The organism is Pseudomonas sp. XS1P51, assembly GCF_054897845.1.
The window spans coordinates 5,857,160-5,883,651 of sequence record NZ_CM142707.1 but is presented as its reverse complement, the minus strand read 5'-3'; the positions used below and the strand labels follow the sequence as shown (position 1 = coordinate 5,883,651).

Sequence of the window (26,492 nt, the reverse complement as noted above, 5' to 3'; positions counted from 1 at the left end):
TCATCTATTTCTTAAATTTAAGGAACGACCACGTGCTCATCGCATTAGGGCTTATCGTTGTACTTTTGTCGGTGTTCGGTGGCTTCGTCCTGTCCGGTGGCAGCCTCGGCCCACTGTATCAACCGACCGAGCTGCTGATGATTGGAGGGGCCGGTATCGGTGCATTCATCGCCGCGAATAACGGCAAGGCGATCAGGGCCACGCTCAACGCGGTCTCGCGATTTAAGCGCAGCGCCAAGTACGACAAAACATTGTATTTGGAACTGATGGCAATGATGTACGCCTTGCTGAGCAAAGCACGACGTGAAGGCATGCTGTCCCTGGAACGGGATATCGACGAGCCCGATCAGAGCCCGATTTTTGCCCAGTATCCACGGCTGGTCTCCGACCCGATGATCATCCATTTCATTACCGATTACCTGCGCCTGTTGGTCAGTAGTGCGATGCAGGCCCATGAACTCGACGAACTGATGCTGCACGAAATCGAAGAGTTCGAACACGAAGCCCATTTGCCCGCCGACGCCCTGTACAAAGTCAGCGATGCCTTGCCGGCCTTCGGTATCGTCGCGGCCGTCATGGGGGTGGTCAAAGCCCTGAGTGCAGTCGACGTCGGTCCGGATTTGATGGGGCAGATGATTGCTCATGCCCTGGTCGGAACCTTCCTCGGGATTTACCTGGCCTACGGCCTGGTTGCGCCATTGGCCAGTCGTATCGATCGACAGGCCGCCGAATCCGCCAAGATGTTGCAGTGTATCCGCGTCACGCTGTTGGCGAGCGTGCAAGGCATGCCTCCACAATTAGCGGTGGAGTTCGGTCGCAAGGCCCTGCACACCAGCGAAAGACCCGGCGCACTGGAGCTGGAAAGCTATGTGCGTGGCGGTAACAGCCAGCCTGGGCTCGAATGAGTATGAATGATCAACCGATCATCATACGACGCAAGAAAAAGGCCGCTCACGGGCACCATGGCGGCGCCTGGAAAATTGCCTTCGCCGACTTCATGACCGCCCTCATGGCGCTGTTCCTGGTGTTGTGGGTACTGTCCAACGCCAGCAAAAGCGATAAGGAAGCGATTGCCGAATACTTCAGTACGCCGTTGCTGGTCGCCATGAGCAAAGGGGATCGAAACTCGGCAAGCACCAGCGCCATTCCCGGCGGAGGCCCCGACCAACGCTTCTCTGAAGGCGAGCGAGCCCGGAGGGATCAACGCCCACAACGCCTGTCCAGCGAGGAGCGTCGTCATCTGGAGTCACTCAAGCATCGGCTGGAAAGCGCGGTGGAACGCGATCCACAACTGAGGGAGCTCAAGCAACAGATCTCTATTGAGCTGAGCCCGGAAGGTTTGCGCGTGCAATTGCTCGACACCGACAAACGCCCGATGTTTGAACTGGGCAGCGCCAATGTCGCGCCGTATTTACGCAAACTTCTGAGGACCTTCGCGCCGGTGCTCAACGAACTGCCCAACCGTATTCAAATCAGCGGACATACCGACAGTCACCCATATCCAGGCGGTGAGGCCGGCTACAACAACTGGGACTTGTCCGCCGACCGCGCCAAAGCCTCTCGCCAGGAACTGGTCGCCGGCGGCCTGGACTCGGACAAGCTATTGCGTGTCTCAGGCATGTCCGATCGCATTCGCTTCCACGGCGCCGGCCCCTATGACGCCGCCAACCGCAGGATCGAAATCATCGTTCTGGACAGCCGAGTTGCGCAGAAGATTCTGTCTCAGGACGAATACGGCCCATTGGAAGTGCCGGAGCCGACAACTCCCGAGCCCTCCACAAGCAAACCGGCGGAACAAACCCGACATTAGCGCTCGATTGTGCGTGGTGTTTCCACGATCAGTACTCTTGGCTGCTGCGCACAATAACGACCTTTGACATGTCGCGCGGGGTCGCCGCAGGCGCCCGGAGAGCCATGGCCGAGACCAGCAGAGAGGACAAGACCGAAGCGGCGACGCCGCGACGAATAGAGAAGGCCCGTGAACAGGGTCAGGTCGCCCGGTCTCGTGAAATGAACACCTTCGTCATGTTGCTGGCCGGCATCGGCGGGCTGTGGATCATGGGGGGCAAGCTGTATGACAGCCTGGGACAGGTCATGGAGCAGGCGTTGCTGTTCGACCGGGCCCAACTGTTCGACACGGCACGCATGCTCAGTGGACTCTGGTCATTGAGCCAGATCGCGCTGTTCGCCTTGATCCCATTCTTCGCCCTGATGACCCTCGCAGCCCTGGCCGCCCCGGCGCTGCTGGGCGGATTGGTGATTACCCTGGCGGCGGTGCGTCCGCAGTTTTCACGGGTTAACCCGATCAGCGGGCTGGCGCGGCTTTTTTCCGTGCAGGTGCTGGTTGAGTTGGCGAAAGCCATCGCCAAGGCAACGCTAATCGGTACGGTGGTCTATTTCTTCCTCAAAGCGCACATCGGCCAGCTGCTGGCCTTGCCGCAAATGCCGGTGCAGCAAGCCCTGACAGCGGTCATGGGGTTAACCGCCAAATCCTGCGCAATGTGCGTGGCCGCCTTGATTATCGTGGTTGGCATGGACGCGCCTTATCAGTTGTGGACTTACGCGAAGAACCTGCGCATGTCCAAGGAAGAGCAGCGCCAGGAACACAAAAACGCTGATGGCGACCCGCATATCAAGGCGCGGATTCGTCAGCTGCAACAGGCTCGCGCCCGGCGACGCATGATGAGCAAGGTGCCCAAGGCCGACGTCATCGTCACCAACCCCAGCCATTTTGCCGTTGCCCTGTCTTATCAGAAGGATCGGAACGGCGCTCCCCGAGTGGTCGCCAAAGGGGCGGATGATGTGGCGCTGCGTATTCGCGACATTGCACGGGAACATCACTTGCCCGTGCTCGAAGCTCCGCCACTGGCCCGTGCCCTTTACTTCCACGTCGATCTCGACCGTGAAATTCCCATTGAGCTGTACACCGTTGTCGCGGAAGTCGTGGCCTGGGCCATACGCCTCAAGCGCGTCAGTGAGCATGGCGGTGACGTGCCACCGACCCCGGTGAACCTGTCCGTGCCGCCGGGTATGGACCAGCGTGGCCCGCGTAACGCTAAACCTGAGGATGAACAGAACGAATGAAAGGAATGACCGATTTACTCGGCCCTGACTCCTGGCTGGCCAGAACCGACCTGAAGATCATGACCGGGCCCGTGCTGATCGTTCTCATCCTGTCGATGATGATCCTGCCGCTGCCGACGTTTATTCTGGACTTGCTGTTCACCTTCAACATCGCGCTGGCGATCATGGTGTTGATGGTCAGCATGCTCACGGAGAAACCACTGGATTTCTCGGCGTTTCCCTCCGTGCTGCTGTTCACCACGTTGCTGCGCCTGTCACTCAACGTGGCCTCGACGCGGGTGATTCTGATGGAGGGCCACACCGGCACCGACGCCGCCGGGAAGGTCATTGAGGCCTTCGGCGAGTTTCTGGTGGGCGGCAACTTTGCCGTGGGTCTGGCGCTGTTCCTGATTCTGGTGACCATCAACTTCATGGTGATCACCAAGGGTGCCGGACGAATCGCCGAAGTCGGCGCGCGCTTTACGCTGGACTCGATGCCCGGCAAGCAGATGGCGATCGATGCCGACCTGAACGCCGGCCTGATCGGCGAACCGCAAGCCCGTCAACGCCGCAAGGAAGTCGCCCAGGAAGCCGATTTCTTCGGTTCCATGGACGGTGCCAGCAAGTTCGTGCGAGGCGACGCCGTGGCCGGTTTGGTCATCATGGGCGTCTGCATCATTGGCGGCCTGGCCATCGGCATCCTGCAACACGACATGGCCTTCGCCGACGCCGCCCACACGTACACCATGCTGACCATCGGCGACGGTCTGGTGGCGCAGATTCCTGGCCTGGTGATCTCGATTGCCGCCGGTGTCACGGTGTCGCGGGTCAATACCGAACAAGACGTTGGCCAGCAGATGATGGGCCAGCTGTTCAGTCGGCCCAAGGTGCTGATGATGACGGCGGGCGTGATGGGATTGCTCGGGCTGGTACCGGGCATGCCGAACCTGGTGTTTCTGATTCTCACCGGCCTGTTGGGCGGGCTGGGCTGGTGGTTCTCCCGACAAGAGGAGCTGCCGCAAGAAAGTGCCACCCAGACCCTGCTGCCCAAATCGGCATCACAAAGCTCCGAAGCCTCCTGGGATGATGTGCAACTGGTGGACACGCTGAGCTTGCGCGTCGGCCACCGGCTGATTCAATTGGTGGATGCGCGCCAACAAGGCGAGCTGATCACCCGCATCAAAAGCCTGCGCAAAAAGTTCGCCCAGGACGTGGGGTTTCTGCCGCCCGTGGTGCATGTGCGCGACAAGCTGGAGTTGTCTCCCAACACCTACATCATCAGCCTCAAAGGCGTCGAGATCGGCCGTGGCGAAGTCTTTCCCGGCAAGTGGCTGGCGATCAATCCCGGCAAGGTCACCAACGAACTTGAAGGCACGGAAGCGGTGGACCCGGCGTTTGGTTTACCGGCCATCTGGATCGATCCGAACCTGCGCGAGCACGGGCAGATTTATGGCTACACCGTGGTCGACGCCAGCACCGTGACAGCCACCCACCTCAACCATCTGTTGCATCAGCACGCCAAAGACATGCTGGGGCGCGGTGAAGTCCAGAAGCTTCTGGACAAGCTCGGTCCCGACAGCAAAGGCCTGATCGACGAAGTCGTGCCCAAGCTGGTGTCGCTGACGGTATTGCAACGGGTGCTGCAGAACCTGCTGGAAGAAAACGTCTCGATCCGTGACATGCGCACCATTCTCGATGCCCTGGCCGAACATGGCGGTGTGCAACAACCACCCGATGTTCAGGAGCTGACGGCCGTCGTGCGCATCGCCTTGGGTCGCTCGATCGTCAATCAGTTGTTTGCCAACAAATCCGAACTGAAAGTCATCGGGCTGGACTTCAACCTTGAACAGGTGCTGATGCAGGCCGTCGGCAATGGCGGGTCACTGGAACCCAGTCTGGCGGACAACCTGATGCAACAAACCTCACTGGCCCTCAAACGCCAGGAAGTCAGCACCGAGCCGCCCGTGTTGGTGGTGCCGAACAAGCTGCGCCCGGTGCTGTCGCGTTTCTTGCGCCGACGCCTGCGTCAGTTGACGGTGATCTCACTGAGCGAAGTACCAGATGACCGCACACTTCGAATGATTAACGTGATCGGAGGAACACCTAAGTGAGTGCTCAACGATTTATCGGTGCCAACAGTCGCGAGGCCATGAATCAGGTGCGTCTCGTCCTGGGTGAAGAGGCCCTGATCCTGTCGAGTCGCATGACTGACGAAGGCGTCGAGATCATGGCGCTGGCCGAAGACGCACCCGCGCAAGCTGTCGCGCCGCACCTTGCCACCCCGACGGAATCAGACGACGGCCCAGTGCCAGTCAGCCTTCACCACGCCGCGGCCGCTTACGCCCACCAGATCAGCCCATTTTCGACACGCCCCGAGCCTGTCGATACACCGGTTGCGGCGCCCCCGACGCCCGCAACCGCCCTGGATTTCACCGCGCTAAGTGAACGTCTGCTGAACGAAATCCAGGACATGCGCCAGCTTATCGATCGCCAGGCAGAACGGGCAGTCAGCGACCAGAGTGGCCGACCTCAACTAATCCAATGGCTGCTCGATGCAGGTTTCAGCGCACGTCTGAGCGAGGAGTTGCTCGGCACGACACCGCCGCAACTCCACGGGCCCGACGCCACATCCGCAAGGTTGCACGCCTGGCTGACGCAAAAACTGGACAGTCAATTGAACCAGCTTGGCGATGAGGCCGAGTTGTTCGACCACGCGAGCATCATTGCCCTGGTGGGGCCGACCGGGGTCGGCAAAACCACCACGACCGCCAAACTGGCGGCGCGTTATGTCATGCGTCATGGCGCCAGCCAGGTCGCCCTGGTCACCACCGACAGTTTCCGTATCGGCGCCCACGAACAGCTGAAAATCTATGCCCAACTGCTGGGTGTCGACCTGCACACCCTGGGGCCTGCGGCGGCGCTCGGCCCGTTGCTGGCCAAACTGGCTGACAAGCGACTGGTGATCATCGACACCGTGGGCATGAGCCAGCGTGACCAACGCCTGCTGACGCAAATCAATCAACTGGGTTCCAGCGGCCGAGCGTTGCGCCTGATGCTGGTAATCAACGCGGCCAGCCATGGCGATACCCTCGAAGAAGTGGTGCACACCTATCGTGATGCCGCGCAGGCGGCCGGCTGCCCACTGGATGACTGCATCATCAGCAAATGCGATGAAGCCGCACGGCTGGGCCCGGCACTGGATACCGTGATTCGTCACGGTCTGCGGCTGAACTACCTGTCCGTCGGCCAGCAAGTCCCTGAAGACTTGCAACTCCCCGCGGCCTCGACCTTCCTGCAACAGGCACTGGATGTCTCGCGCCCTTCCCTGTTTGCCGCAAAACCGAGTGCCTCGACGGCCCAGCGACTGGATGCGCTGGTACGCGGTTTACTGGGTCAGAGCCGGACGGTCTCGACCTTGCGCGACAGCCTGATCCATCGGATCGAGGGCTTTGAGCAGTTGCTCGATGTCTGGCCCTTGGTGGGCATGCCCCAAGCGGTGCAACACCAGCGCTGGGCTGCGTTCCTGAGCGTGCAGGAGCGTTGGGTGCCGGCCAGCCCGAACGGTCTGCTGTTGTGGGGAGCGCCGCACCCGGCGGCCGGAGCCTCATGGCGCATGCCCTTGTTGACGGCGGACAACGCCGGTCAATTGAAGGCCCGCCCCTGGCTGACGCATCGCATGCCGATTGGCCCGCAGCCACGCCTGAGTTGGTGTCAGCCTCGCTGGCCGACGCACCGTCATGTGTGGGCAACCTGCCCGAGCGGCGCCACCCTCGATGCGCTGCATAACAACGGCCAGTCGTGGCAGAGCGCAGTCAAGGGCAGCCAGCGCGTCATGTATCAAGGCGAACATCAGCGCCTCGGCACACTGACCCCACACGGCGAAGACTTCGGCGTTCGTGAACTGCGCTACCGCAACCGTAACGTGCGTCTGAACCTGAGTCATCTACCGGTCACGCTCAAGGGCTCGACTCAAGCCCCCCTGCGTGCCTGGTTCGGTACGCTGCATGACAGCCATAGCGGCCAGTGCCTGGGGCAACGCACGTGGCTGGCAGGGGAAAACACACAAGGCGCGTTGAAGGATCAGGTGGCCGACCTCATCCTGCAGCTGAAACACGACGAACTGGCAAAGCTCACCGGGCGTGGCTGGGCGCTATTGGTCGACATTCAGCCGCACCTGCATGCCGAACTGCGCTTATACCTGGCGAGCGGACTGGCCGCGACCGCCGTGCGACTGACCAATGCCAGCGATGACTGGGCCTTCCAGGCTCGCGCACAACTGCTGGGGCTGTTGCCTGAAAAGCGGGCCGGTCATGCTTCGGGCATTCTTGAAGGTTTGCTGCATCTGCTGACCGTCAGCGATGCCTTTACACGCATGGGCAGCACTCAGAACAGCACCTTCACATGAACGACTCGGGTACGCGGCCGGCGGTGGACACACTGGATCAGGCTGCCGGCCTGCGCCGCTGGGCCGAACAAAACAAGACTTATCCCACCGCCACCGCCCACGAAGTCGCCCCGTTATCGCCGCCCGCGCCGGATCGCACACTGATCCTGTTCGGCCCAATGCAGGCGGCAGGCCCGGCGCATAAAACTCTGGAGCGCTGGCATCAGCAAGGCCATCAATGGATCGGCCACCCCGCCCGCTGGCGTGTGTGCCCTGTGGATAACAATCATCGCGACCTGCAAACCCTGACTCGCCAACAACCGCGCTGGGGGCTGTGGATCGACAGCGACCTTGACGCCTTCCGCCGAGCCTTCCAGACCTTGCGCCAACTCAGCGAACAAGGCGGTCCCGACCACGTGCTGGCGCTGCACGCCGGTTTTTCCCGGCAGGGCCTGCTCAACAACTTGCGAGAGGCCGCCCACCGTTATCTCGGCGTTCGGTTGTTGCTCATTGATGAAATCAGTGACTGAGCCATTCGTCATTCGCCGCCGCTAAGCGGGGAACATGTCGTGTAGCGCATGGCTGTTCCGCGCTTAAGGGGCTCGGGGGAGCAGTAATAATCCTCACCATACGACTCCAGGCGTCACGCGGCTTCCAACTGTGCGGATGCCTCATTGCCATTTTTTGTCTTTCGCAGGCGCGCACGATGTATACGGCACAGGGCAAGATGAACCAGCAGGAAGTGCTCCAGCAGTACCTACCCTTGGTCCGGCGGCAAGCACTAGGTCTGAAAACCCGGCTGCCAGCCAATATCGAGCTGGACGATTTGATTCAGGCCGGCAGCATCGGCTTGCTCGATGCCATGACCCGATATGACTTTAGTGTCGGGGCGACGTTCGGCACCTTCGCCTCGCAACGTATCCGTGGCGCGATGATCGATGAACTGCGCACCCGTGACTGGGTACCCCGCAGCGTGCGGCGCAATGCACGTGCGCTGGAGGATGCCATGCACCGCGTGGAACAAAGCCTGGGGCGACCGGCCAAAGAACGCGAAGTCGCTTCCGCGATGGGCCTGACGCTGGCTGAATACCATCAGGTGCTCAATGACACCAATGGCAGTCAAATGCTGCCCATCGACGATGTCGGCGAAGAGCATATCGATGCGATCAGTTCCCGGCACCTCACCCCCTTTGCCGAACTGGTTAATGATCGCAACCGCGCCCAACTCATGCGCGCCATTGACGCCCTTCCTGCACGGGAACGACTGCTGCTCGCGCTGTGTCATCACGAAAAACTCAACCTGCGCGAGATTGGCCTGGTGCTGGAAGTCAGCGAGTCGCGCGCCTGTCAGTTGCACAGCCAGGCCATTGCCCGGCTGCGCGCCAGCATGACGGAATAACGACACATGAAAATCAGTGTGTTCGGTTCCGGTTATGTGGGTCTTGTGGCAAGCGCGTGCCTGGCCGATGTCGGCCATCAAGTGATGTGCATGGACATCGACCCGCAACGCATCGAACGGCTGCAGGGCGGTGAAATACCGATTCACGAGCCCGGCCTGAGCACGCTGATCCACACCACCATTCAGGCCGGGCGCCTGCTCTTCTCCACCGATGCCGCGCAAGCCGTCACCTTCGCCGACCTGCTGTTCATTGCCGTGGGTACCCCGGCCGACGAAGACGGCAGTGCCGACCTGCAATACGTCCTGGCCGTCGCACACACCATCGGCCAGCACATGCAGGGCTACAAAGTGGTCGTCGATAAATCGACTGTCCCGGTGGGCACCGGGGAAAAAGTCCAGGAGACCATTCGCAAGGTACTGGCCGATCGCGGTGTACAGCTGTCGTTCGATGTCTGCTCCAATCCGGAGTTTATGAAGGAAGGCGCCGCCATCGAAGACTTCACCCGTGGCGCGCGCATCATCATCGGTACCGCATCGGAGCAGGTCAAAACCCTCATGCGCGAGTGCTACGCGCCCTACAACCGTAATCACGACAAGCTGATGTTCATGAGCCTGCGTGCCGCCGAACTGACCAAGTACGCCGCCAATGCCATGCTGGCGACAAAAATCAGCTTCATGAATGAAATGGCCAACCTCGCCGAATACCTCGACGTGGATATCGAAGAAGTCCGTCATGGCATCGGCAGCGATCCACGGATCGGTTATGACTTCATCTACCCCGGTTGCGGCTATGGCGGCTCGTGTTTCCCCAAGGACATTCAAGCCCTGAACCGCACCGCCCAGGAAGTGGGCTACGACCCGCAACTGCTGAGGGCGGTCGAAGCGGTGAACCAGCGACAGAAAACCACCCTGTTCAAAAAGCTTGAACGGGCGCTGGACGGTCAGCTGGCGGACAAAACCATTGCCGTCTGGGGACTGGCGTTCAAACCCAATACCGATGATATGCGCGCAGCCCCCAGCAGAGACCTGATGGAATCCCTGTGGAAGGCCGGCGCCAGAGTGCAGGCCTACGACCCGGAAGCAATGCAGGAGTGTCGGCGCCTTTACGGTGAGCGAGACGACTTGTTGCTGGCCGGGGATCGCATCCAGGCAGTCAAGGGGGCCGATGCGCTGGTCATCTGCACGGAATGGAAAGCCTTTCGCAGCGTCGACTTCACCTGGCTCAAACAGCAACTCAAGTTGGCCGTGGTGATCGATGGGCGCAATCTGTACGAGCCGAAGGCATTGGCGCAAGCCGGTTTGACCTATTTGGCCATCGGCAGGTCCTGAGCCCTGCGCGTCCCTACCCGCCGACGCGCACGGCTCAGCTCATCAGCGCCTGATTCTCACTCGGCGTAAGCCACCTCGTTATAACTGGCGACCAGCCAGGTCAGTTCTGACCGGGGGATTTCGGCGAGAGGACGCAGGTCGAATCGCGCCATTCGACCGACGAACTCGGTCGGTGCCAATAACCGCTCGACCACGTGATAGTGAGGACGGTCGAGGTAGTCGTCGAACAGCACGATCATCGGTTTGGCCGCCCGCAGGTAGGCAGTCACGAAGCAAGCAATCCGAAAACGCCCGTCGATCAGGATCACATCCGGTTGTTCAAAGAACGGTTCATCCCAAACCTTCAGCGGGTAGGTGTGGAATTTTTTCCAGGCCCGGGCATTTTTCGGACGCGCCCATTGACCGGTCTCGCCGACATCGATCGGGTAAATCACCGGCGGCGATGGCAGCGAAGCGCTGGCAATCCAGGCCTGCATGTCCTTGGCCCAGCGGGCGTCGTTCTCGACCGAAATCACCGACTTGTCCGGCATTCTGGCGGCAATGATTGTCGACCCACCGCTGCCGTACTCCAGAATCACCGAGGCCTCTGCATAGATCGTCTTCAGGTAAACGGCGACTTCTTCCGGGAATGTCACCTGGGGTTCCTGCATCGGCGCCCGCAGGTCTTCATCTTGTCGAGCGGCAAGCGTTTCGGCCTGGTTTGACCCGGGTTTCGAGGCCGATGACGTGCTCTGACAATGCTTGAGGTACTGCTCGGCCAAACCGCTGTTTAGTTCACTGAGGAGTTGCGTTGCGACGTCGTGAGCGCCGTAAACCGTGTGCAGGATGAACGCCAGCTTCAGCCGCTGGTTGTCCGACAGTGCCGCCAAGCGCGCCGAGTCGGGTAGAAACAAGGCATCGGCACAGACCAGAGGCGAGGCCCGAAGTTGATCAGGGCTCTCACCCTGCGGCCGATGGCTGACGTGTTGAAGCTTATTCAACCGATAAAAGCTGAAACCCAGGCGAGCAAGGCTTTGACTGATCAGGCCCACATCGGGCTGCTGGCGATGGGTCGGCGCGAAATTGACACGCGCCTGCACCAACAGCGTATCGGTCAGCGTACGTTGCCCGTGTTCAATAACGGCCAGGCTGTCGTTCAGATTGTCCAGCACCAGCCAGTCAACGGACTGCAACCCGTTGATCGCGTCCAGCTTCAGGGTTGGCAACGCAAGCCTGGCCAGCACGCTCGAACCGGTCCCCGGATGTTGCGCGGTTAGAGGCTCCAACGTCGCCGTCATCGTCGGATCGAGGCACGCGTAGAGGGTAGTCGCCTGGCCATTGCCCAGCGCCGCATGCGGGTAATAATGCAGCTCGCCGAGTTGTGCCAATTGCCTGGCATTATCGATGCGACTGGCCGGGTCGAACGCTATCGTCGAGAAGGCGCCCAGCTTTTGTAGCGCGACAAACTGCGCCGAAGCCACCAGCGTCGCGCCATGATCGAGTGTGACGATCTTGCCCTGAAACTTGAAACTAAAGCCCTCCTCCTTGACTGGCTCAACCGGGTGCTGGATGTCCACGGCCTCCGCTTCGTCCTGGAACCGGGCGCCCCCATCCTTGCTCAGCGTCAATGCGGCAGTAGGTTTGCCCTCGCAATAGCGCTGCCAGATAGCCCGCATGGCCGTGCTGAAATGGCTCGCAAAGCGCTGACTGTCGCAGACCGGCGAACGCATCAGCACATCGCGCAGGTGGCCGCGAATGCGGGAGAGACTGTTCAGGTCCCCCGTCAGGCCGATGACGCGCTGACGGTATTCATCCCAACTGTTAACCACCAGCTCTGGCAGCCCGGCATTGACCAAGTGCGTGGCCGAGTGACGCCCGGCGAATGTCGGGCCGGGCAACGTGACCACCGGCACGCCCATCAACAACGCCTCGCAGGTCGTCAGTCCGCCGGAATAGGGCCAGGGGTCAAGCGCGATATCGACGCGGTTGTAGGTCTCGAGCAAGGATTTGTGGCCGACCGGCCCTTCGACCAGCACACGTTCAGGCGCAACTCCCTGGGCAGCCATTACGGCCTGCACATGTTCGCGCAGTTCACTGTTGCCGAACGCCCCACCCTTGAGCAGCAAGCGCGAATCCGGCGTAGCCCGCATCAATTCGGCCCACTGGACCAGCAGGACATCGTTGACCTTGGTCGGGTTATTGAAGCACCCATAGGTGATGAAGCCATTCTCCAGCGCCGGCAATGGCTTGATGTCCGGTGTGTAGGGCGGCGGGTCGTAACAGATGTAGTCGTCGGGCAGACGGATGAGTTTTTCGGTGTAGAACGCATCCTCGCCTTCAGGCGACTCGATACTGTCGCTGAGCAAATAATCGATCGCGTCCAGCCCCGTCGTATTGATCAGCCCGCCCACCCACTTCACCAGCAACGGTGCCGGTTGCAGCGCCATGGCGCCCATGCGGTTACCGGCGTTATGGCCGCACAGGTCGATCAGGATATCGATCCGGTCATCACGAATGCGCTGGGCCAGCGTGTGCTCGTCCATGTGTTTGATCGCGAGCCACTGATGAACCGTTGCTTGAATGCGCCGGGTCAGATGATCGCTGACCTGGCTGGTGCTGTAGGCGAACAATTCAAACTGATGACGCGGCAATTTTTCCAGCACACCCACAATCATGTTGCCCACCGGATGCTGGCGCAAACCGTCGGACACCAGACCGATGCGCAGGCAGCGGTTCAATGCACGGTCCTGCACGTCTGGTCGTGCGGGAACGGATTTCGGACCGAAGCGTGACTGCCACTCCTTGCAGACCTCGAAGATATAGTCGCGGCTGCGGTCAGGATCATAGTGCAGCGACGTCAGGCGATTGGAGTACGGCAGCACATCCTTGCGCCTGGCCAGCGACACTGCCTTTTGATAGTACTTGTCGGCCTTGGCTAACTGGCCGATGTCCTTGTACAAGTTGGCCGCGTTGTTCCAGTGACTGTAATCCCCCGGCTCTCGTTCGATCAGCTTGTCGAACACCCCGATGGCGTCGCCGTGGCGCTCCAGCCGGTTGAGGATCAAGCCTTTCCTGGAGAGCATACGGCAGTCATCAGGGACACTGTCCAGCGCCTGCTGAATGTGCTGCAGGGCGGGGGCGAACTGGCCTTTCTCAAAGTAGAGCGTGGCCAGACGATGATGGGCCGGAGGGAAATCAGGGTTTATGCCCAAGGCCTTGAGGGCAAGCTCCCGGGCACGATCTGCCTGACCGAGTTTTTGCGCCGCCTTGGCCACCAGCTCCAACGCTTGTGGGTCGTCGGGCAATAGGCTCAGCGCTCGCTCGAAACTGGCCAGTGCGCGTTCAGGCTCGGCTTTGAGCTCCAGATTACCAAGGTCTATCCACACTTGCGGGTCGCGCGGACGCTGTTGGCTGAGCCGTCGCGCCTGGGTGAGCCCGCGAGCGTCAGCGGCGCGGCTCGACGCCGGGGTGAGGGGTTTCTGGTGCGATCTGGGGCGCTGGGGTTTGGGCATGGAAAGGCAGCCTTGTGAAGGAAGGGTCTGCCCTGAATGCTATCGCGGCACCTACAGCGGCAAAGCCCGGATAAGCCCACCGCAGCTGTGGGATTAGAGGGTATTGCGCGTCGAGCACCCAACAAAAAAAGGGGCTCAGCGTGTGCTGGCCCCTTCGTGTCGCGTGCTACGGTTGAGTAGCGATTACTGCAGCAGCGACAGCATTTGCTGAGGCATGGAGTTCGCTTGTGCCAGTACCGACGTACCCGCCTGTTGAAGGATCTGGGCACTGGTCATCGCCGACACTTCAGTGGCGTAGTCCACGTCCTGAATACCCGAACGGGCAGAGGTCAGGTTGGTGGTGGTGGTCGAGATGTTGGTGATCGCCGAGTCGAAGCGGTTCTGCACCGCACCCAGGTCCGAGCGCATCGAATCGACGGTGTTCAAGGCACTGTCGAGGGTGGTCAGGGTGTTTGTCGACTTTTTGGTGACGGCATTATCCGTGTCGATGCTGATGCTGGCCGTGGTGGTGGTGCCACTGGTCGTCAGGGTGACTTCGGCCGCATAGGTTTTACCGCCTACAGTCAGGAAGGCGTTACCGTCAGCGTCTGTGGAATAGGTGCCGCCACTGATGGCAGTACCGGACTTATCGACATAGCTGGTGTTGGTCGAGGTGATTGCGGTACCCGAATCGTCCGACAGGGTTGTCGCGGTCAGCGTGGTGTCGTAGCCGTTGACGTTGAAGTCACCCAGGCCGAGCGTGTCGGCGTTGATTTCGCTCAGTTTGATGTCGATGGTCTCGCCATCGTTCGCACCGACCTGGATGGTGATGGTCTGGTCGGACGCCAGTACATCCACGCCGTTGAACGCGGTTTGCTCGGAGATACGATCGATCTCGTCCAGACGCTGGGTGATCTCGTCCTGGATCGATTGCAAGTCGGACTGGGAGTTGGTGCCGTTCGAGGCTTGAACGGCCAGCTCACGAATACGCTGCAGGTTGTCGTTCACCTGGTCCAGGGCGCCTTCAGTGGTCTGCGCCAGGGAGATACCGTCGCTGGCGTTGCTGCTCGCTTGTTCCAGACCGGTGATCTGCGAGCTCATACGGTTGGCGATCGCCTGACCGGCGGCGTCATCCGAGGCGCTGTTGATTTTCAGACCGGACGACAGGCGTTCGATCGAGGTACTCAGGCTGCTCTCCGAGGAGTTCAGGTTTTGTTGAGCAATCATCGAGGTGATGTTGGTATTGATAACTGACATTTTTCAGTTCCTTCTCGTGGGTGAGGTGCTTATGACAAATTCAGAGTCCGGTGCCCGTTACTTTCAGCGCCGTTGCCGTACAGACATTGCGAACATCGGCGACCCGATCACCCACCTTTAGCCAGCCCTTAAAAAATTTTCACACACGCTTTTCTGCTGCCCACCGATCCGACAGCCATTTCCCGTAGTGCTGATTTCGCCAGGGAATGTGGCTGTATTAACGGATTTGAATCGACCCCCGCCAGGTTATAAAGCCTCCCTTTATCTCAATCGCACCAACGCCCTCGGCGTGGGTGCCGAGTGCTGTTTCAAGGAGTGCTGCATGAACCCCTCGACCCTGATCGGTATGCTCGCCAGCCTTTTACTGCTGGCGGTTCTACTGGTGTTCTCCGCGCAACAACCCGGATTGTTCATTGATCTGCCGAGCCTGGGCATTGTGGTCGTCGGCACTTTTGCCGCGACCTTCATCAGCTATCCGCTGAGCGAAGTGCTGCGCATCTTCAGCCTGATCAAGACCGTCATTCGCAACGAGCGCGAGTACACCCAGGAGGACATCAATGAATTGGTCAGCCTGTCGCGTCTGTGGGTTGACGGCGACTTGCGAGCGGTTGAGGAGGCACTGGATCAAGCAAAAAATCCCTTCCTGCGCTCCGGTGTGCAATTGGTGATCGACAAGACACCTGAAGACGACATCCTCGAGCTGCTGCAATGGCGAATTTCCCGACTGCGCGCCAAAGAACACGCCGAAGCACAGCTGTTTCGGGTCATGGCCAGCTATGCCCCGGCCTTCGGCATGCTGGGCACGCTGGTGGGGTTGGTGAACCTTATGTTCGTGCTCGGCGATGGCGACATGGTGACCATTGGCAGGCAAATGGCCGTAGGCCTCATGACCACCCTTTACGGCGTGCTGTTCGCCAACCTGGTGTTCAAACCCGTCGCGGTCAAACTGGAGCGCCGCACTGAACAGCGGGTGGTGGTGATGAACATGATCCTGCAAGGCATTTCCATGATGTCCAACAAACGCAGCCCGGGCCTGATGCGTGAAACGCTGAAATCCTTCGTCGCCGAGCATCAGAACGAATTGCGTGACGAACCCGTTCGCCTAAGCCGTAAATTGATGCCCCTCAAGTGGAACCCGCGAGTATGAGGGCGTCCAACAGCGCCGCCTCAGTGGACGTTCTAGCCGACCATCAGCACTGGCTGGCCCGTCAGCCTGCCCTTGAAATCGAGCTCATGCAGGCTCGCCAGAATCATCGCGGCCTGAAACGGAAAACCGCAACAGCGGCGGCGGTTGCCGGCGCCCCCCCAGTGGACGACGCCGGGGGCGAAGCATGGATGATGACCTATCTGGACATGATGACGCTGTTGCTAGTGGTCACCATGGCAATGCTGGCCATGGCTGGCAAGGGCCATGACCACACCCGCAAGGCCGACCTCAACCTGAACCCGATCTTCAGTGGCAAAAACCTGGCCCAACTGGATCCGCCAGGAAAGTTATTGCTCGTGCCACAGGCCAAAACACCGATCGAACCAGAACCGACACCTGAGCCGATCACCTCAACTGAAATTGCATCACTGGCCGCAGCCGCCTCAGTCGCCGCAACGACTGAGGCTCCAGCGCCCGAACCCGCCATTGCAAACCAACCCACGCCCCCCGCCACCGCTAAGCCAAGTGTTGATAACCTGCTCAAAGAACTGCCGCTGGACAAACTGGGCAGTGATATTGAAGTCGTCACCAGCGAAAGCACCGTCAGCTTCCGGATCAACAGTGAAATCCTCTTCCCCTCCGGCCAATCCGACCTCAACCTGGGCGGCCTGAGAGTCCTGCAACACCTGATACCGGTACTCGACAGCGTCCCGCACAAAGTCATCGTCGCCGGCCACACCGACACACAGGACATTCGCAGCTCCCGCTTCCCCTCCAACTGGGAACTCTCCGGCGCTCGCGCCGGCAGCGTCGTGCGTTACCTTCAAAGCAACGGCATCAAGAGTGATCGCCTCACCGCCGTCGGCTACGCAGACACCCACCCCTTGGGCGATAACACAACAGCCGAAGGGCGCGCGAGCAACCGCCGGGTGGAATTGATTCTGGAGCGCTGAAACTTGAGTTAACTGTGGATAAAAAAATGCAGCCGAGTGTTTGTTAGAGTTAATAGCCCCCCACTGATCTACGACGCCAGGAATGGGGCGAGGTCAACTTCAGCAGCGGCAGCTGGATTTCCTGGGCACGAGATGAAGGGGCTGACGATAGCCCAGCATGATCGCCTCGTCCCGCTCAGTCATCAGCCTTGGACATCTTGCGCGACCTGCATCCGCTGACTGGCCAAACAAAGACGTTATGTCTTCCCCCTGTGCTAGTGGTGGTAATCGCTCGCTGTCCGACAATGCTGTACTCAGTGCCTTATGGTGCATGAGCATCAGCAACGACGAAATGACCGGTCACGATTTTCGGGCAACAGCAGGGACCATCGGCACCGACGTGCTGAACTTCCGCCAGAACCTGTTGGAGCACCATCTCGCACACGCCAAGCACCGCCTGGCGCCGTGTGCCGCCACCGTAGATGATCCGCAAAGCACCAACCACGAATTGACAGTGCACCGGCATAGATCGTCGGCGCATGCGGGCTCAGCCACGCAACGACGAGCAGCCAGGTATCTGATTTGTCGGGCATGCTGGGCATCTCGGGTTCCTCCCTTTCGCCGACGCCCCACTGCTTGCCCACGCGAACCGCTGGCTGCTTGGCTCCGTAGTAAAGCCAGATCATGTCGCCCATCTGTTGTTCGCGCTTGCACAGTCTGGCAACAGCAGCGTCAACCAAGCCGGCAAGTTCGTCAGTGATGACATAGGCCTTCGAAGCACTCGGCATCACGTCGCGCATAAGCGCAAGCGTCGGTGGTGTAACTCGGAATGCCCATCCACCGATGCCTGTGTCGTTACGGATGGCGACGAATCGGATTTGTCAGGCCGATTGTCACGAGGAGAGTTGCGGCAATGCCCTGTAAGACGTGGCTTGCAGCAGTGATACGAGCGCCCGTCTCTTTCCAGAAGAAAGAGACGGGCGCGGACTGGCGCAGCGAAATGTGCCGAAAGGTGAAGTTGCTGCAGCGCAGCGAGGAAGGTCCATCGTCTGCCGCAGTGGGCAGATCAGTCGAGTAGGCATCCATCACTCTTGGGGAGTGACCGTGCGAGCCGCCGGACGCTAATCGCACTTCGGGAGAACCACCACGCAAGTGGCGTAGCCTTGAAGGTTCTGGCTACCTGGGCTGGTGCTGTCAACGACAGCGATCCGTGGGCCAATTGTTATACCCGCTCGAAAAGACGGTCAAGCGCTCCGGGGACAATGGACAATAAGTGGCGACTGTCGCCACTTTTGTCGCCACCTGCCAGGCCACCTCCGATGTGGGTTGTCGCCGGTGTCGCCACTTCTCTAGTCACGCCCGACGACAAGATCCGCTCCGACATTGGAGTTGTACTTGATAACAATCATGAGTAATTTTTGACGGGCAAAAGACGGCGTGATGCTAATCAATTTGAAATGGGAAGATGGGACGAGGTGGCGTCGAGAAAGAGCGGGTGAACCCTCCGATCGGCGCGATCAAAGATCGCTTGATCGGAGCGTTTGGCGGGAAAAGCAACTCTCAAACGTCAAGTACAGCCTCAAACATCAAAGCTGGTTGATTGGGAGGTTGCGGCTTCACGCCGCATGATCAGCGTCTGCTGCAAGCGCAGCAGAAAACCGGCCTCGAACGCCTCCAGATAATCACCTGGGCGATGACGCTTTCGGCTCTGCGCCAGTGCCCACCATAGCGGTAGTGATGAACCATCAAGCCAAGTCTGCGCACAACGAACGCCGTCCTCAATCACCGAGCGGAATTCATTGCCCCAAGGCGTTCGGGTACGGGGACAGCCTCCAGCGGACGTGACTGAGTAGTACTCACCGATCTGTTGATGGACACGTTGAGCTGGGATACCGGGCAGATATCGGAATGCCTTGTCGAACAACACTGCGGCATCATCAGCAGCTCTACAGCCAGCTCAACGTTCTTCGAAAATTAAGCAGCATGCCCTGTGTTCCATTAAGCCGAAGAGTGGCAGCCTGCCGTAGTTTAACCGCGGCATCTTCAGGGGTGAGCGATGCAGTATCGATGGTATCGGGCTTGGGAAGGTCGATTAGAAACGAAAGATGAAACATCACGAAATCCTCCAAGATAGTTTGCAGCTTGAACCCAATCGCCAGGGTTGCGCACGAGCTAAGAAAGGGGCGCATGCTATTTTCTTTATCTCCTTGGTTTGAATAAGGAATGCCATCCACCGTTGCGGTACAAATGGGTGGCACACCGTAAGGTCGCAACCCGAAAATCAAGGAACCCGGCCGGGCCGAAGCCTACCCTGCACGGTGCACCATAGAAAAGCACCAGCTAACACTGAAGTGCTGACTGTGCGATATAGCATATACCGCGCCTTGGATTCGATTCAGGTTGCGACACCCAGGCTACCACTCAATATTTGAAGACGTCCAAGGACGTCTTTTTTATCCTCCACCAACAACCGTAATGGCCTGGATATTGCTTGTTACAATAGCCGTTCCACTCCTCGGGCATCTGCCCGTCGCATTTGCGGAAGTCCGATCATGAACAACTGGAAGGTCTGCACTGCGCAGCACCCGGCCGAACAGCGCGAGGACATCTGGCAGCAGGCCCTGCAACAGATATATCTGTCGGTTTCCCACTGGCCCCGCGATGGGGCATTGCTGGGCGAAGTAACCTACAACATCTCACCCCAAGGGATCGAATTCGTCACTCTGTCCGGCTCGGCCCAGCGGCTGGTCGGCGACTGCCCGCTACAGCCGGAGAGTCTCTGGCTCGCGCTGGTCATCGCCGGCGAGGCCCACGTGCAGATCGGCGAACAGATTACGCGGCTACAGGCCGGGGAAATCCTTTATGGCGCTACGGGCGGGGAACGGGTTGCGCTCGATCTACGTAGCGACTTCCTGGTGCTGACCCTGGAAATTCCACATGCGCTGTTCTACAAGCGCTTGCTCAATCCACTGTCGATTCGCGCCGGGACCCTGGCCTGCGAGTCAGGGGTCAGCCGTCTCCTGGCGAGTCTGTTGAGCGGCGTGGCCCAGGAGCTGGGCAGCCTCGATGCGGTGGCGTTCCACCCGGTGGAATTGGCACTGACCGAATTGTTGATTCATGCCCTAACAGAGCAGACGTCGATCAATACGTTCCGGATTCCGGGCCATGCCAAACATTTTCAGGAAATCTGCCACTGCATCGAGCTGCACCTGGGCGATCCACAGCTCAATCTCGCAATGATCGCCGGGTATTGCCATGCATCGGCGCGCTATATCCAGAAAATATTCAAGGAGGCCGGGCTCGGTTTCAATCAGTACCTGCGCCGCCGACGTCTGGAACGCTGCAAGCGGGATATGTCGAGCCAGCTCAATGGTGGCCTGTCGATCACCGAAATCTGCCTGCGCTGGGGCTTCAACGATCTGGCGTACTTCAGCCGCTCGTTCACTGCCGAATATGGCATGGGTCCGAGGGCGTATCGCGCCCGCCAACTGGGACAGCAGGACCCGGCGTGAAAAGGCCCGGGACGGCGGGGCACCGTCCCGGCGGAGGGATCAGGGCACGAAGCGCCCCGCGTAATAGACCAGTGGGGCGCTCTCGGGCATAACCTCGACCCGCACCGGACTGCCAATCAGAATATCGTGATCGCCGCCGTCATGGATTGTCTCCAGACGGCACTCGATCCGTGCGCAGACCCGATCGAGCAGCGGGCATCCGAGGACGCCCCGGGTATGGGCGATACCGGCGAACTGATCCTCGCCCTTGCGTCCGAAGTTGAGGGCCAGTTCGCCCTCACCAGCCGCCAGCATATTGACCGCGAAACATCCGCCATGACGAATAGCTTCGAGCGTGCGGCTGTGCCGATCCAGGCAGACAAGCAGCAATCGGGGCCGCAGGGACAGACTGGAAAAGGCACTCACCGTGGTGCCCACCGTCCGCCCCATGGCATCGAGCGCGGTAATCACCGTAACACCCGCGGCGAACTGGCCCATGCTGCGTTTCCACTCATCCAGCGCCTGTTCTTCATCCTGGTAAACCCTGGCTGGGCCCTTGTGGATTGTGGTTTGCGTCATTAGTCCCGTCCTCCTGCCCGACCGCAAATGGCCAGGGCCGTCAATGCATAGATACGCGCGCTTTTTACCAGATCTTCCGGCGTCGGCAGGACTCTCGGCATGCCGCATGTCACCGCAGGAATACGCTGCATGTTGAATACATTGTGGTCACGCCACATGCTCGAATACACCGGATGGGCGCGCCGTAACGGCTCTCCGCATACACGTTGCGTCGCCCCCTGAAGCGCCGCTACCAGCGGCTCTACGGCGCGCTGATCGGCCTCGAAGCCATGTCGCAAGACTTGCGGCAGCACCGCGAATTCGCCCAGGTTCAGGCCGCGCAACAGAGCTTCGATATCGCGCATGACGGGCGCCAGGGTCTGGCGCGGCGTCAGGCCTATTTCCAGATAAAGCGAAAACACCTCGCTGCCGGCGCCAAAGGTATGTGGCATCCCGGCGCGCACCGCGTCGATCTGCACCTTGGGCACCGAGATACCGCCCGCGGACTCATAACGGTGTTCGCGCTCGTACTCGATCCCCCAGGCATGCAGTGCTTCGATCAGACGGCCACTGCGATAGATCGGGTTGGGATGCGCCAGCAGATCCTGTGGATGCTCCAGGGCCGGAGTAAAGGCGCCGTCACCGAGCAGATCGATACGCAGCAGTGCATACCCGCAACCCTGCCAGGTCACGCCAAAATCAGTGCCCTCGGCGGCAATGGCGTAGTCCGCTGCGACACCGCCGTGGTGGAACAGATAATGAGCACCAATGTCCTTGCCCAGGTTATCCACCCCGCGATGCTCCTCGATGGGTTCAGGGCCGATCTCGCCCGGGCAAGCGGTCAGATAGAGACGCCCGGCCAGCTCAATGCCGGCCTTGCGCAAGGCCTTGGCCGCAATCAGAAAACAGCTCATTGGCCCGCGATCATTGCTGATCGGGTAGCCATGCAAGCGATTATCCTCGAGCCAGCAACGGGTCCACTCGGGGCGCAGGACACTGGCGTCACGGTACTTGTAACGGTCCAGATCAGGGTCGAAGGTCGGGCTTTCGGTGTCTAGGTGCGCGGTAAACAGTAGATTCGCGCCCACTCCGCGACCGCCGTACTCACCGATAATATTCGGCCGCTGCGGATTGATACCGACCGCGCGCGTGGCGAACCCCTCGGCCTGCAACCAGTCGCGAACGAATTCGGCTGCCTGCAACTCCTCGCCGGAGCGGCTGGGGATATTACCCAGCGTCAGTGCCAGCTCGGTCAGTTCGTCCATATCAATGGCTGCCTCGATGGCCGCCAATTCCTGCTCGCTAACGTTATAGGGCGCCGGGCAACCGGTTTCGACAATCGGTTGGTCAGCACTGTTCAGGTTATGCATGGTCATGGCTCCAGGCCTGGATAAGCGCATCCGTTTCAAGATTTATCGCAAAACTTTCGGCCAGCACCGCCAGACTGTGCCGATGGATCTGTGGGTCGTAGGCTGCACAGGCATCACTGACCACGAACACCGCGAAGTCCTGATGGAAGGCATCGCGCACAGTAGAGTCCACGCAGCATTCGGTGGTGAAACCGCAAACAGCCAGGGTATCGATCCCCGTCGCGCGCAATCGAGTTGCCAGATCGGTACCGTGGAAGGCGCTGTAGCGATGCTTCCACACCACCTGCTCACCCTCGTGCGGCTGCACGCCGAAGAACTCGGCGCCGGGCGAGAGCTCTACGCACAGGCTGTTGGCAACCTGCAGATCCTTGTCGCTACGCAGCAGCCATTGCTGCCAGCTAGGTGGGCAGCCCTCCACCGACTGGGCCAGCCCGATGAAGTACACCGCCACCCCGCTGGCCCGGGCCTGCTCCAGCAACCGCTGGATTCTGCCCAGAGGGGCGGCCAGAGGCGCGACATCGACACCCAGGTTGGCCAAAAGACCATGAGGAGCGATGAAGTCGACTTGTGGATCGATGATGCACAAGGCCGTGCGGGCTGGTGCCAGCCATTCCTGCAGGCTGTGGAGGTTCACGCAAACTCCGCGCGCAGTTGCGGCAGGATCTGCTCGCCGAACACCGTCAGACCCTCGACGTAATCAGGGAAGATCAGCATCACGCCGTCCAGTTCGGCATCTCGCAGCAGCTCGGACAATTGCCGGCGGCAGGTTTCCGGACTGCCGATGGCGGTATGGGTCATGAAGGCATTGCTGGCTCGTTCCACCATGGCGTTTTGGCCGTCTGCCTCTATGCCAAAGCTGCGCATCATGCCGCGCACGGCCTCGACATCGAGGCCCGCACGATAATGCTCAGCAAGTTCCTGGGCCTCTTCATCGGTCGACGCGCAGACAATGGTGGACATGCAGAAGGTCTTGATACTGGTTCCGTACTCGGCCGCCAAGCGCTTGGCGAGCAGGCTGATCTCGCGGGTCTGGGCATCATCCTTGCCGCCGATAAAGCACACATCGGTATGCTGCACGCTAAAGCGCAGACCACGCTCGGACTGGCCAGCACATACCAGATAGGGACGCGGACTCGAGACCGGTCTGGGCAGCAGGGTACAGTCGTCGAGGGTGAAAAATTCGCCCTGCTCGCTGACATGCTCCTCACTCCACAGGCGCTTGATCATTCGCGTCCATTCCTGAGTCATGGCGTAACGCTGGTCGTGAGACAGCGATGCGTCCCACTCGCCCATCTGGCTGAACTCTTCCTTGAACGAACCGGAGACTATATTCAGCCCGGCGCGGCCATTGCTGATCTGGTCCAGGGTGGCGATCATTTTCGCGGTGACCGCCGGGTTGTGCAGGCCGGCATGCATGGTGGCAATGATCTTCGCGTTCCGGGTGACCTCGGCGATACCAGCCATCATGGTCACCGACTCCAGCGACGTGCCCCAGTGGCCGGTTTCACCGCCAAAGCCGCGCCACTTGGCCATCGACATAATGAAGTCCATGCCGATTTCATCGGCCAGTATTGCCGCTTCGCGGTTCTGCCTATAGGACGCATCCAAGGGGGGCGTGGTGGTGGAAATGATCCAGCCTCCCTTGGCGATAGGCAGGAAGACGCCGAATTCTTTGGTTGATTGGTTCATGGTTTTTACCCCGTTGCAAAAGTGCCCGTAGGCAGTGTCAGGAAAACGCCGCTTGGGCCGAAGACGCCTGAGCCAGGCGCGGCGGACGCATCGCCAGCGTAGCCAACAGGACCAGCGCCGGCACAATGGCGATAATCAGGAATGCCAGGCTGAAGCTGCCGGTGCCGTCCTTGATAGCACCCGCCAAAAAGGGCGAGAAGCAGGCCAGAGTGGAAATCAGGTTCATTACCGAGAACAGTTCCAGGTACGGACCGCGACCGAAGTAGTTCGACAACAGAATGCTGGTTGCCAGAAAGGTCATGCCGTAGCCAATGCCAATGCCGGCCGTAAACAGAATCAGGCTGGGCCAAGAACCGCCGGAGCTCAGGGCCAGCACGCCGATGATCATCAGCGCCAAGCTGCCGGCCAACAGCTTCTTCGGCTCGAAGAACTCGCCGACCACTCCACCGCTGACCCGCGAGAAGGCATTGATCAGGGCCTGGGCGCTAAGCAGGCTGGCGGCTATCTCGGCGCTGAAACCGCGGTCAGTCAGGTGCGCCACGGCGAAGCTGTTGACGGTGATGCCGCAGAGTAGAAACGAGGTGTAAGCCGCCGCAATCACATAGAACTGCCATGTACGCAGTGCTTGGCTCGCGCTCCAGACCTGGACAGTGCGATAAATCGAGCCGCGGTAGCCGACCTGACTTCGCTGGCTGATAGCATCCGCGTGGGCCTTCTCGCGCTCACCTTCCTGCAGGACCAGGCAGGTCAGCAACCCGGCGCCGGCAAGCAGACCACCGCACAGTCCCCAGTGCATGCGCCAGCTCCCCCAGACCTCGACCGCCAGAAAGTAGATCCACGGTCCCACCACGCCGCCCAGCCCGCCCAGGGTGAAATAGACACCAAAGGCCAGCGATTGCTTCTCGAATAACCGACCAATCACGTGGGTGCCCGGCACGGTCGCGACAAAGCTGAAGCCGATGCCGAGCAGGGTCGTCCCCGCGAAGTAGGCGCCGATACCGTGAGCCGTGTACAAGCTGCCAAAGCCGGCCAGCAGAATCAGCGTGCCCAGAAACAGCGTGGCCCGGACCCCGACTTTACGAATGAGCAGCGCAGGCAAGTAGCTTGACAGCCCGCAGGCCAGCCCCAGCAGGGTGAAGCCCAAACCCGCATCGGCCCAGCTCCACTGCAGCTCCATGATCATGCTGGGCAGCACCACGCCCAGCGAAGTAAAAGTGGATGCGGTAATCAAAAAGAACAACAGGCTGAACAACAGCAATATGCTCCACTGATATATTTTAGAGTAAGGCCTGTGTTGCGTATTCATATATAACCCCCTCCGACACCGATAATGGGTGCAGACTTTAATTCAAAAAAAACTGTAACGAATCAGGGCGCCATAACTGACCTGATTAGTTGAAAAGTCATCACTATCTTCGATCTTGTATTTATTCTTGATAGGGTTCAAAACAATACCCGTCCACAAGTGCCCCGGCGCCTGCCCGAATGCCTTACCCAAGTCGTAGTGAAGTTCTGGCTTGAAGTCGGTCACCTTGGCCTGACCACGACCGCCGAACGTATGATCGAAGGTCCCTACCACGCGGAAATCGCCATAGCGAGTACTGAACGGATAGCCGTAGTCGATATGGATGCGCCGATCGTTCCAACCCAGCTCCTTGTTGTGCTCGAAATAGTACATAGTGCGCAGCCAGCTAAAGCCGGGAACATCCCAGTCCAGCCCGAGACCTGGCATGTATTCATGGTGATAGCCCTTGGTTCGGGAGATCCACTGGGCGAAGCTGATATCCTTCAAAGGCCCGAAGGACAGGTCTTTGCCGAGAATTTTGCCAAAACTCAGACGTGGTACGAACTTGTAGTAATAGGTGCTCGATGTGCCTTGCTGGTTCGGCTCCATGGCGTTCTGCCAGATGCTATAAACATACATATCGCCGATGCTGTAGTCGCCAAAGGCTTCGAAAATCGGCGAGATAGTTTTCTCTGGATCGATTTCATTGCCCGCCTGGGCATACAGGCTGGCATCGAACATCTGGAAATTGACGAAATCTCCCGCCTGAGCCTGATACGAGCCGACCAACGCCGTGCACGCCATTGCCATCGCCGCTTTTCGGGCTCTAATCATATTATTCATTGGCTCACCCACAAAGTTACAAACACTCCACTTATGGAGCATTAGGATCATTCAACGGCAGGCGTTCTTGATGTTCGGATCCTTGGTTTATCGACAGTGGCTTATTATTCTAATACATATCGAAATTACTCTGCGTCCTGCCATTTAATATTAGCCAGACGTGCAGAGGAAAACTTGTCCAAATCCGCATCACGATTTGCACTGTCTAGACCACGTAAAGGGTGTTATCCCTATTCCCCTCGTGATCGCGCGCCTACCCGTCACGGCTCGGTTCT

General features: G+C 59.7%; 22 protein-coding genes. 11 read left to right on the top strand and 11 right to left on the bottom strand.

Annotation, left to right across the window (positions count from 1 at the left end; all coding sequences use genetic code 11):
* The first annotated feature begins 32 nt into the window (after nucleotides 1-32).
* The 8 genes from motA to ACYZUD_RS27185 all read left to right on the top strand — a co-directional run bounded on the left by motA (nucleotide 33) and on the right by ACYZUD_RS27185 (nucleotide 10,175).
* Nucleotides 33-905, top strand: a complete 873-nt coding sequence (motA, locus tag ACYZUD_RS27220; protein WP_462020972.1) for a flagellar motor stator protein MotA — start codon at nucleotides 33-35, stop codon at nucleotides 903-905.
* 2 nt (nucleotides 906-907) lie between these two features.
* Nucleotides 908-1,810, top strand: coding sequence for a flagellar motor protein MotB (motB, locus tag ACYZUD_RS27215; RefSeq protein ID WP_462020971.1), 903 nt, complete (start codon nucleotides 908-910; stop codon nucleotides 1,808-1,810).
* Between the two features lie 104 nt (nucleotides 1,811-1,914).
* On the top strand, nucleotides 1,915-3,084 hold the full coding sequence (gene flhB, locus ACYZUD_RS27210) for a flagellar biosynthesis protein FlhB (protein WP_462020970.1): 1,170 nt from the start codon (nucleotides 1,915-1,917) through the stop codon (nucleotides 3,082-3,084).
* Nucleotides 3,081-5,174 (top strand): flagellar biosynthesis protein FlhA, encoded by a 2,094-nt coding sequence (flhA, locus tag ACYZUD_RS27205; RefSeq protein WP_462020969.1) that lies wholly within the window; start codon nucleotides 3,081-3,083, stop codon nucleotides 5,172-5,174. The genes flhB and flhA overlap by 4 nt, the downstream gene beginning before the upstream one ends.
* Nucleotides 5,171-7,468 carry a flagellar biosynthesis protein FlhF gene (flhF, locus tag ACYZUD_RS27200; RefSeq protein WP_462020968.1) on the top strand — a complete coding sequence of 766 codons (2,298 nt, stop codon included), beginning with the start codon at nucleotides 5,171-5,173 and terminating at the stop codon, nucleotides 7,466-7,468. The genes flhA and flhF overlap by 4 nt, the downstream gene beginning before the upstream one ends.
* Nucleotides 7,465-7,977, top strand: a complete 513-nt coding sequence (locus ACYZUD_RS27195; RefSeq protein WP_462020967.1) for a hypothetical protein — start codon at nucleotides 7,465-7,467, stop codon at nucleotides 7,975-7,977. Before flhF ends, ACYZUD_RS27195 begins: the two co-directional genes overlap by 4 nt.
* A 176-nt stretch (nucleotides 7,978-8,153) precedes the next feature.
* A complete protein-coding gene (locus tag ACYZUD_RS27190) occupies nucleotides 8,154-8,846 on the top strand; it encodes an RNA polymerase sigma factor FliA (RefSeq protein ID WP_462020966.1) in 693 nt (230 codons plus the stop codon).
* Between the two features lie 6 nt (nucleotides 8,847-8,852).
* The gene (locus ACYZUD_RS27185) at nucleotides 8,853-10,175 is read left to right on the top strand and encodes a UDP-glucose dehydrogenase family protein (protein WP_462020965.1); all 1,323 of its coding nucleotides are present in this window, start codon (nucleotides 8,853-8,855) and stop codon (nucleotides 10,173-10,175) included.
* Between the two features lie 56 nt (nucleotides 10,176-10,231).
* Here the strand turns inward: ACYZUD_RS27185 and ACYZUD_RS27180 are convergent, their stop codons facing one another.
* Nucleotides 10,232-13,666, bottom strand: a complete 3,435-nt coding sequence (locus ACYZUD_RS27180; protein ID WP_462020964.1) for an O-linked N-acetylglucosamine transferase, SPINDLY family protein — start codon at nucleotides 13,664-13,666, stop codon at nucleotides 10,232-10,234.
* 183 nt (nucleotides 13,667-13,849) lie between these two features.
* Complete coding sequence (locus ACYZUD_RS27175) at nucleotides 13,850-14,902, bottom strand: FliC/FljB family flagellin (RefSeq protein WP_462020963.1); 1,053 nt, start codon at nucleotides 14,900-14,902, stop codon at nucleotides 13,850-13,852.
* 322 nt (nucleotides 14,903-15,224) lie between these two features.
* Here ACYZUD_RS27175 and ACYZUD_RS27170 point away from each other — a divergent pair, with 322 nt between their 5' ends.
* Both ACYZUD_RS27170 and ACYZUD_RS27165 read left to right on the top strand, forming a co-directional pair.
* The gene (locus ACYZUD_RS27170) at nucleotides 15,225-16,049 is read left to right on the top strand and encodes a motility protein A (RefSeq protein ID WP_462020962.1); all 825 of its coding nucleotides are present in this window, start codon (nucleotides 15,225-15,227) and stop codon (nucleotides 16,047-16,049) included.
* Nucleotides 16,046-17,002: an OmpA/MotB family protein gene (locus tag ACYZUD_RS27165; RefSeq protein WP_462020961.1), complete on the top strand. Its 957-nt coding sequence runs from the start codon at nucleotides 16,046-16,048 to the stop codon at nucleotides 17,000-17,002. The genes ACYZUD_RS27170 and ACYZUD_RS27165 overlap by 4 nt, the downstream gene beginning before the upstream one ends.
* Before the next feature lie 301 nt (nucleotides 17,003-17,303).
* On the opposite strand, the gene ACYZUD_RS27160 is transcribed toward ACYZUD_RS27165, so the two are convergent.
* The 3 genes from ACYZUD_RS27160 to ACYZUD_RS27150 form a co-directional block, all read right to left on the bottom strand.
* Nucleotides 17,304-17,522: a hypothetical protein gene (locus ACYZUD_RS27160; protein ID WP_462020960.1), complete on the bottom strand. Its 219-nt coding sequence runs from the start codon at nucleotides 17,520-17,522 to the stop codon at nucleotides 17,304-17,306.
* 1,038 nt (nucleotides 17,523-18,560) lie between these two features.
* Nucleotides 18,561-18,908: a LasR-specific antiactivator QslA gene (locus ACYZUD_RS27155; RefSeq protein ID WP_462020959.1), complete on the bottom strand. Its 348-nt coding sequence runs from the start codon at nucleotides 18,906-18,908 to the stop codon at nucleotides 18,561-18,563.
* 19 nt (nucleotides 18,909-18,927) lie between these two features.
* Nucleotides 18,928-19,170 carry a hypothetical protein gene (locus ACYZUD_RS27150; protein WP_462020958.1) on the bottom strand — a complete coding sequence of 81 codons (243 nt, stop codon included), beginning with the start codon at nucleotides 19,168-19,170 and terminating at the stop codon, nucleotides 18,928-18,930.
* 363 nt (nucleotides 19,171-19,533) lie between these two features.
* On the opposite strand from ACYZUD_RS27150, the gene ACYZUD_RS27145 reads away from it, so the two are divergent.
* On the top strand, nucleotides 19,534-20,493 hold the full coding sequence (locus ACYZUD_RS27145; protein WP_065836107.1) for an AraC family transcriptional regulator: 960 nt from the start codon (nucleotides 19,534-19,536) through the stop codon (nucleotides 20,491-20,493).
* Between the two features lie 39 nt (nucleotides 20,494-20,532).
* Here the strand turns inward: ACYZUD_RS27145 and ACYZUD_RS27140 are convergent, their stop codons facing one another.
* The 6 genes from ACYZUD_RS27140 to ACYZUD_RS27115 form a co-directional block, all read right to left on the bottom strand.
* On the bottom strand, nucleotides 20,533-21,051 hold the full coding sequence (locus tag ACYZUD_RS27140) for a flavin reductase family protein (protein ID WP_462020957.1): 519 nt from the start codon (nucleotides 21,049-21,051) through the stop codon (nucleotides 20,533-20,535).
* On the bottom strand, nucleotides 21,051-22,400 hold the full coding sequence (locus ACYZUD_RS27135; RefSeq protein WP_065836108.1) for a zinc-binding metallopeptidase family protein: 1,350 nt from the start codon (nucleotides 22,398-22,400) through the stop codon (nucleotides 21,051-21,053). Before ACYZUD_RS27135 ends, ACYZUD_RS27140 begins: the two co-directional genes overlap by 1 nt.
* Nucleotides 22,393-23,034, bottom strand: coding sequence for a cysteine hydrolase family protein (locus ACYZUD_RS27130; protein WP_462020956.1), 642 nt, complete (start codon nucleotides 23,032-23,034; stop codon nucleotides 22,393-22,395). The genes ACYZUD_RS27135 and ACYZUD_RS27130 overlap by 8 nt, the downstream gene beginning before the upstream one ends.
* Nucleotides 23,031-24,089 (bottom strand): LLM class flavin-dependent oxidoreductase, encoded by a 1,059-nt coding sequence (locus tag ACYZUD_RS27125; RefSeq protein ID WP_462020955.1) that lies wholly within the window; start codon nucleotides 24,087-24,089, stop codon nucleotides 23,031-23,033. Before ACYZUD_RS27125 ends, ACYZUD_RS27130 begins: the two co-directional genes overlap by 4 nt.
* A 37-nt stretch (nucleotides 24,090-24,126) precedes the next feature.
* A complete protein-coding gene (locus ACYZUD_RS27120; protein WP_462020954.1) occupies nucleotides 24,127-25,341 on the bottom strand; it encodes an MFS transporter in 1,215 nt (404 codons plus the stop codon).
* A gap of 96 nt (nucleotides 25,342-25,437) precedes the next feature.
* A complete protein-coding gene (locus ACYZUD_RS27115; protein WP_462020953.1) occupies nucleotides 25,438-26,217 on the bottom strand; it encodes an outer membrane protein OmpK in 780 nt (259 codons plus the stop codon).
* Nucleotides 26,218-26,492 lie beyond the last annotated feature (275 nt).

Excerpts from the sequence above, each read along its gene's own strand:
- ACYZUD_RS27170 (WP_462020962.1), top strand. The coding sequence starts at position 15,225 with ATGAACCCCTCGACCCTGATCGGTATGCTCGCCAGCCTTTTACTGCTG.
- ACYZUD_RS27145 (WP_065836107.1), top strand. The coding sequence starts at position 19,534 with ATGAACAACTGGAAGGTCTGCACTGCGCAGCACCCGGCCGAACAGCGC.
- flhA (WP_462020969.1), top strand. The coding sequence starts at position 3,081 with ATGAAAGGAATGACCGATTTACTCGGCCCTGACTCCTGGCTGGCCAGA.
- ACYZUD_RS27175 (WP_462020963.1), bottom strand. The coding sequence starts at position 14,902 with ATGTCAGTTATCAATACCAACATCACCTCGATGATTGCTCAACAAAAC.
- ACYZUD_RS27160 (WP_462020960.1), bottom strand. The coding sequence starts at position 17,522 with ATGCGCCGACGATCTATGCCGGTGCACTGTCAATTCGTGGTTGGTGCT.
- ACYZUD_RS27135 (WP_065836108.1), bottom strand. The coding sequence starts at position 22,400 with ATGCATAACCTGAACAGTGCTGACCAACCGATTGTCGAAACCGGTTGC.
- ACYZUD_RS27115 (WP_462020953.1), bottom strand. The coding sequence starts at position 26,217 with ATGAATAATATGATTAGAGCCCGAAAAGCGGCGATGGCAATGGCGTGC.
- ACYZUD_RS27125 (WP_462020955.1), bottom strand. The coding sequence starts at position 24,089 with ATGAACCAATCAACCAAAGAATTCGGCGTCTTCCTGCCTATCGCCAAG.
- motB (WP_462020971.1), top strand. The coding sequence starts at position 908 with ATGAATGATCAACCGATCATCATACGACGCAAGAAAAAGGCCGCTCAC.
- ACYZUD_RS27185 (WP_462020965.1), top strand. The coding sequence starts at position 8,853 with ATGAAAATCAGTGTGTTCGGTTCCGGTTATGTGGGTCTTGTGGCAAGC.
- flhB (WP_462020970.1), top strand. The coding sequence starts at position 1,915 with ATGGCCGAGACCAGCAGAGAGGACAAGACCGAAGCGGCGACGCCGCGA.
- ACYZUD_RS27140 (WP_462020957.1), bottom strand. The coding sequence starts at position 21,051 with ATGACGCAAACCACAATCCACAAGGGCCCAGCCAGGGTTTACCAGGAT.
- ACYZUD_RS27150 (WP_462020958.1), bottom strand. The coding sequence starts at position 19,170 with ATGCGCCCCTTTCTTAGCTCGTGCGCAACCCTGGCGATTGGGTTCAAG.
- ACYZUD_RS27180 (WP_462020964.1), bottom strand. The coding sequence starts at position 13,666 with ATGCCCAAACCCCAGCGCCCCAGATCGCACCAGAAACCCCTCACCCCG.
- ACYZUD_RS27165 (WP_462020961.1), top strand. The coding sequence starts at position 16,046 with ATGAGGGCGTCCAACAGCGCCGCCTCAGTGGACGTTCTAGCCGACCAT.
- ACYZUD_RS27195 (WP_462020967.1), top strand. The coding sequence starts at position 7,465 with ATGAACGACTCGGGTACGCGGCCGGCGGTGGACACACTGGATCAGGCT.
- ACYZUD_RS27190 (WP_462020966.1), top strand. The coding sequence starts at position 8,154 with ATGTATACGGCACAGGGCAAGATGAACCAGCAGGAAGTGCTCCAGCAG.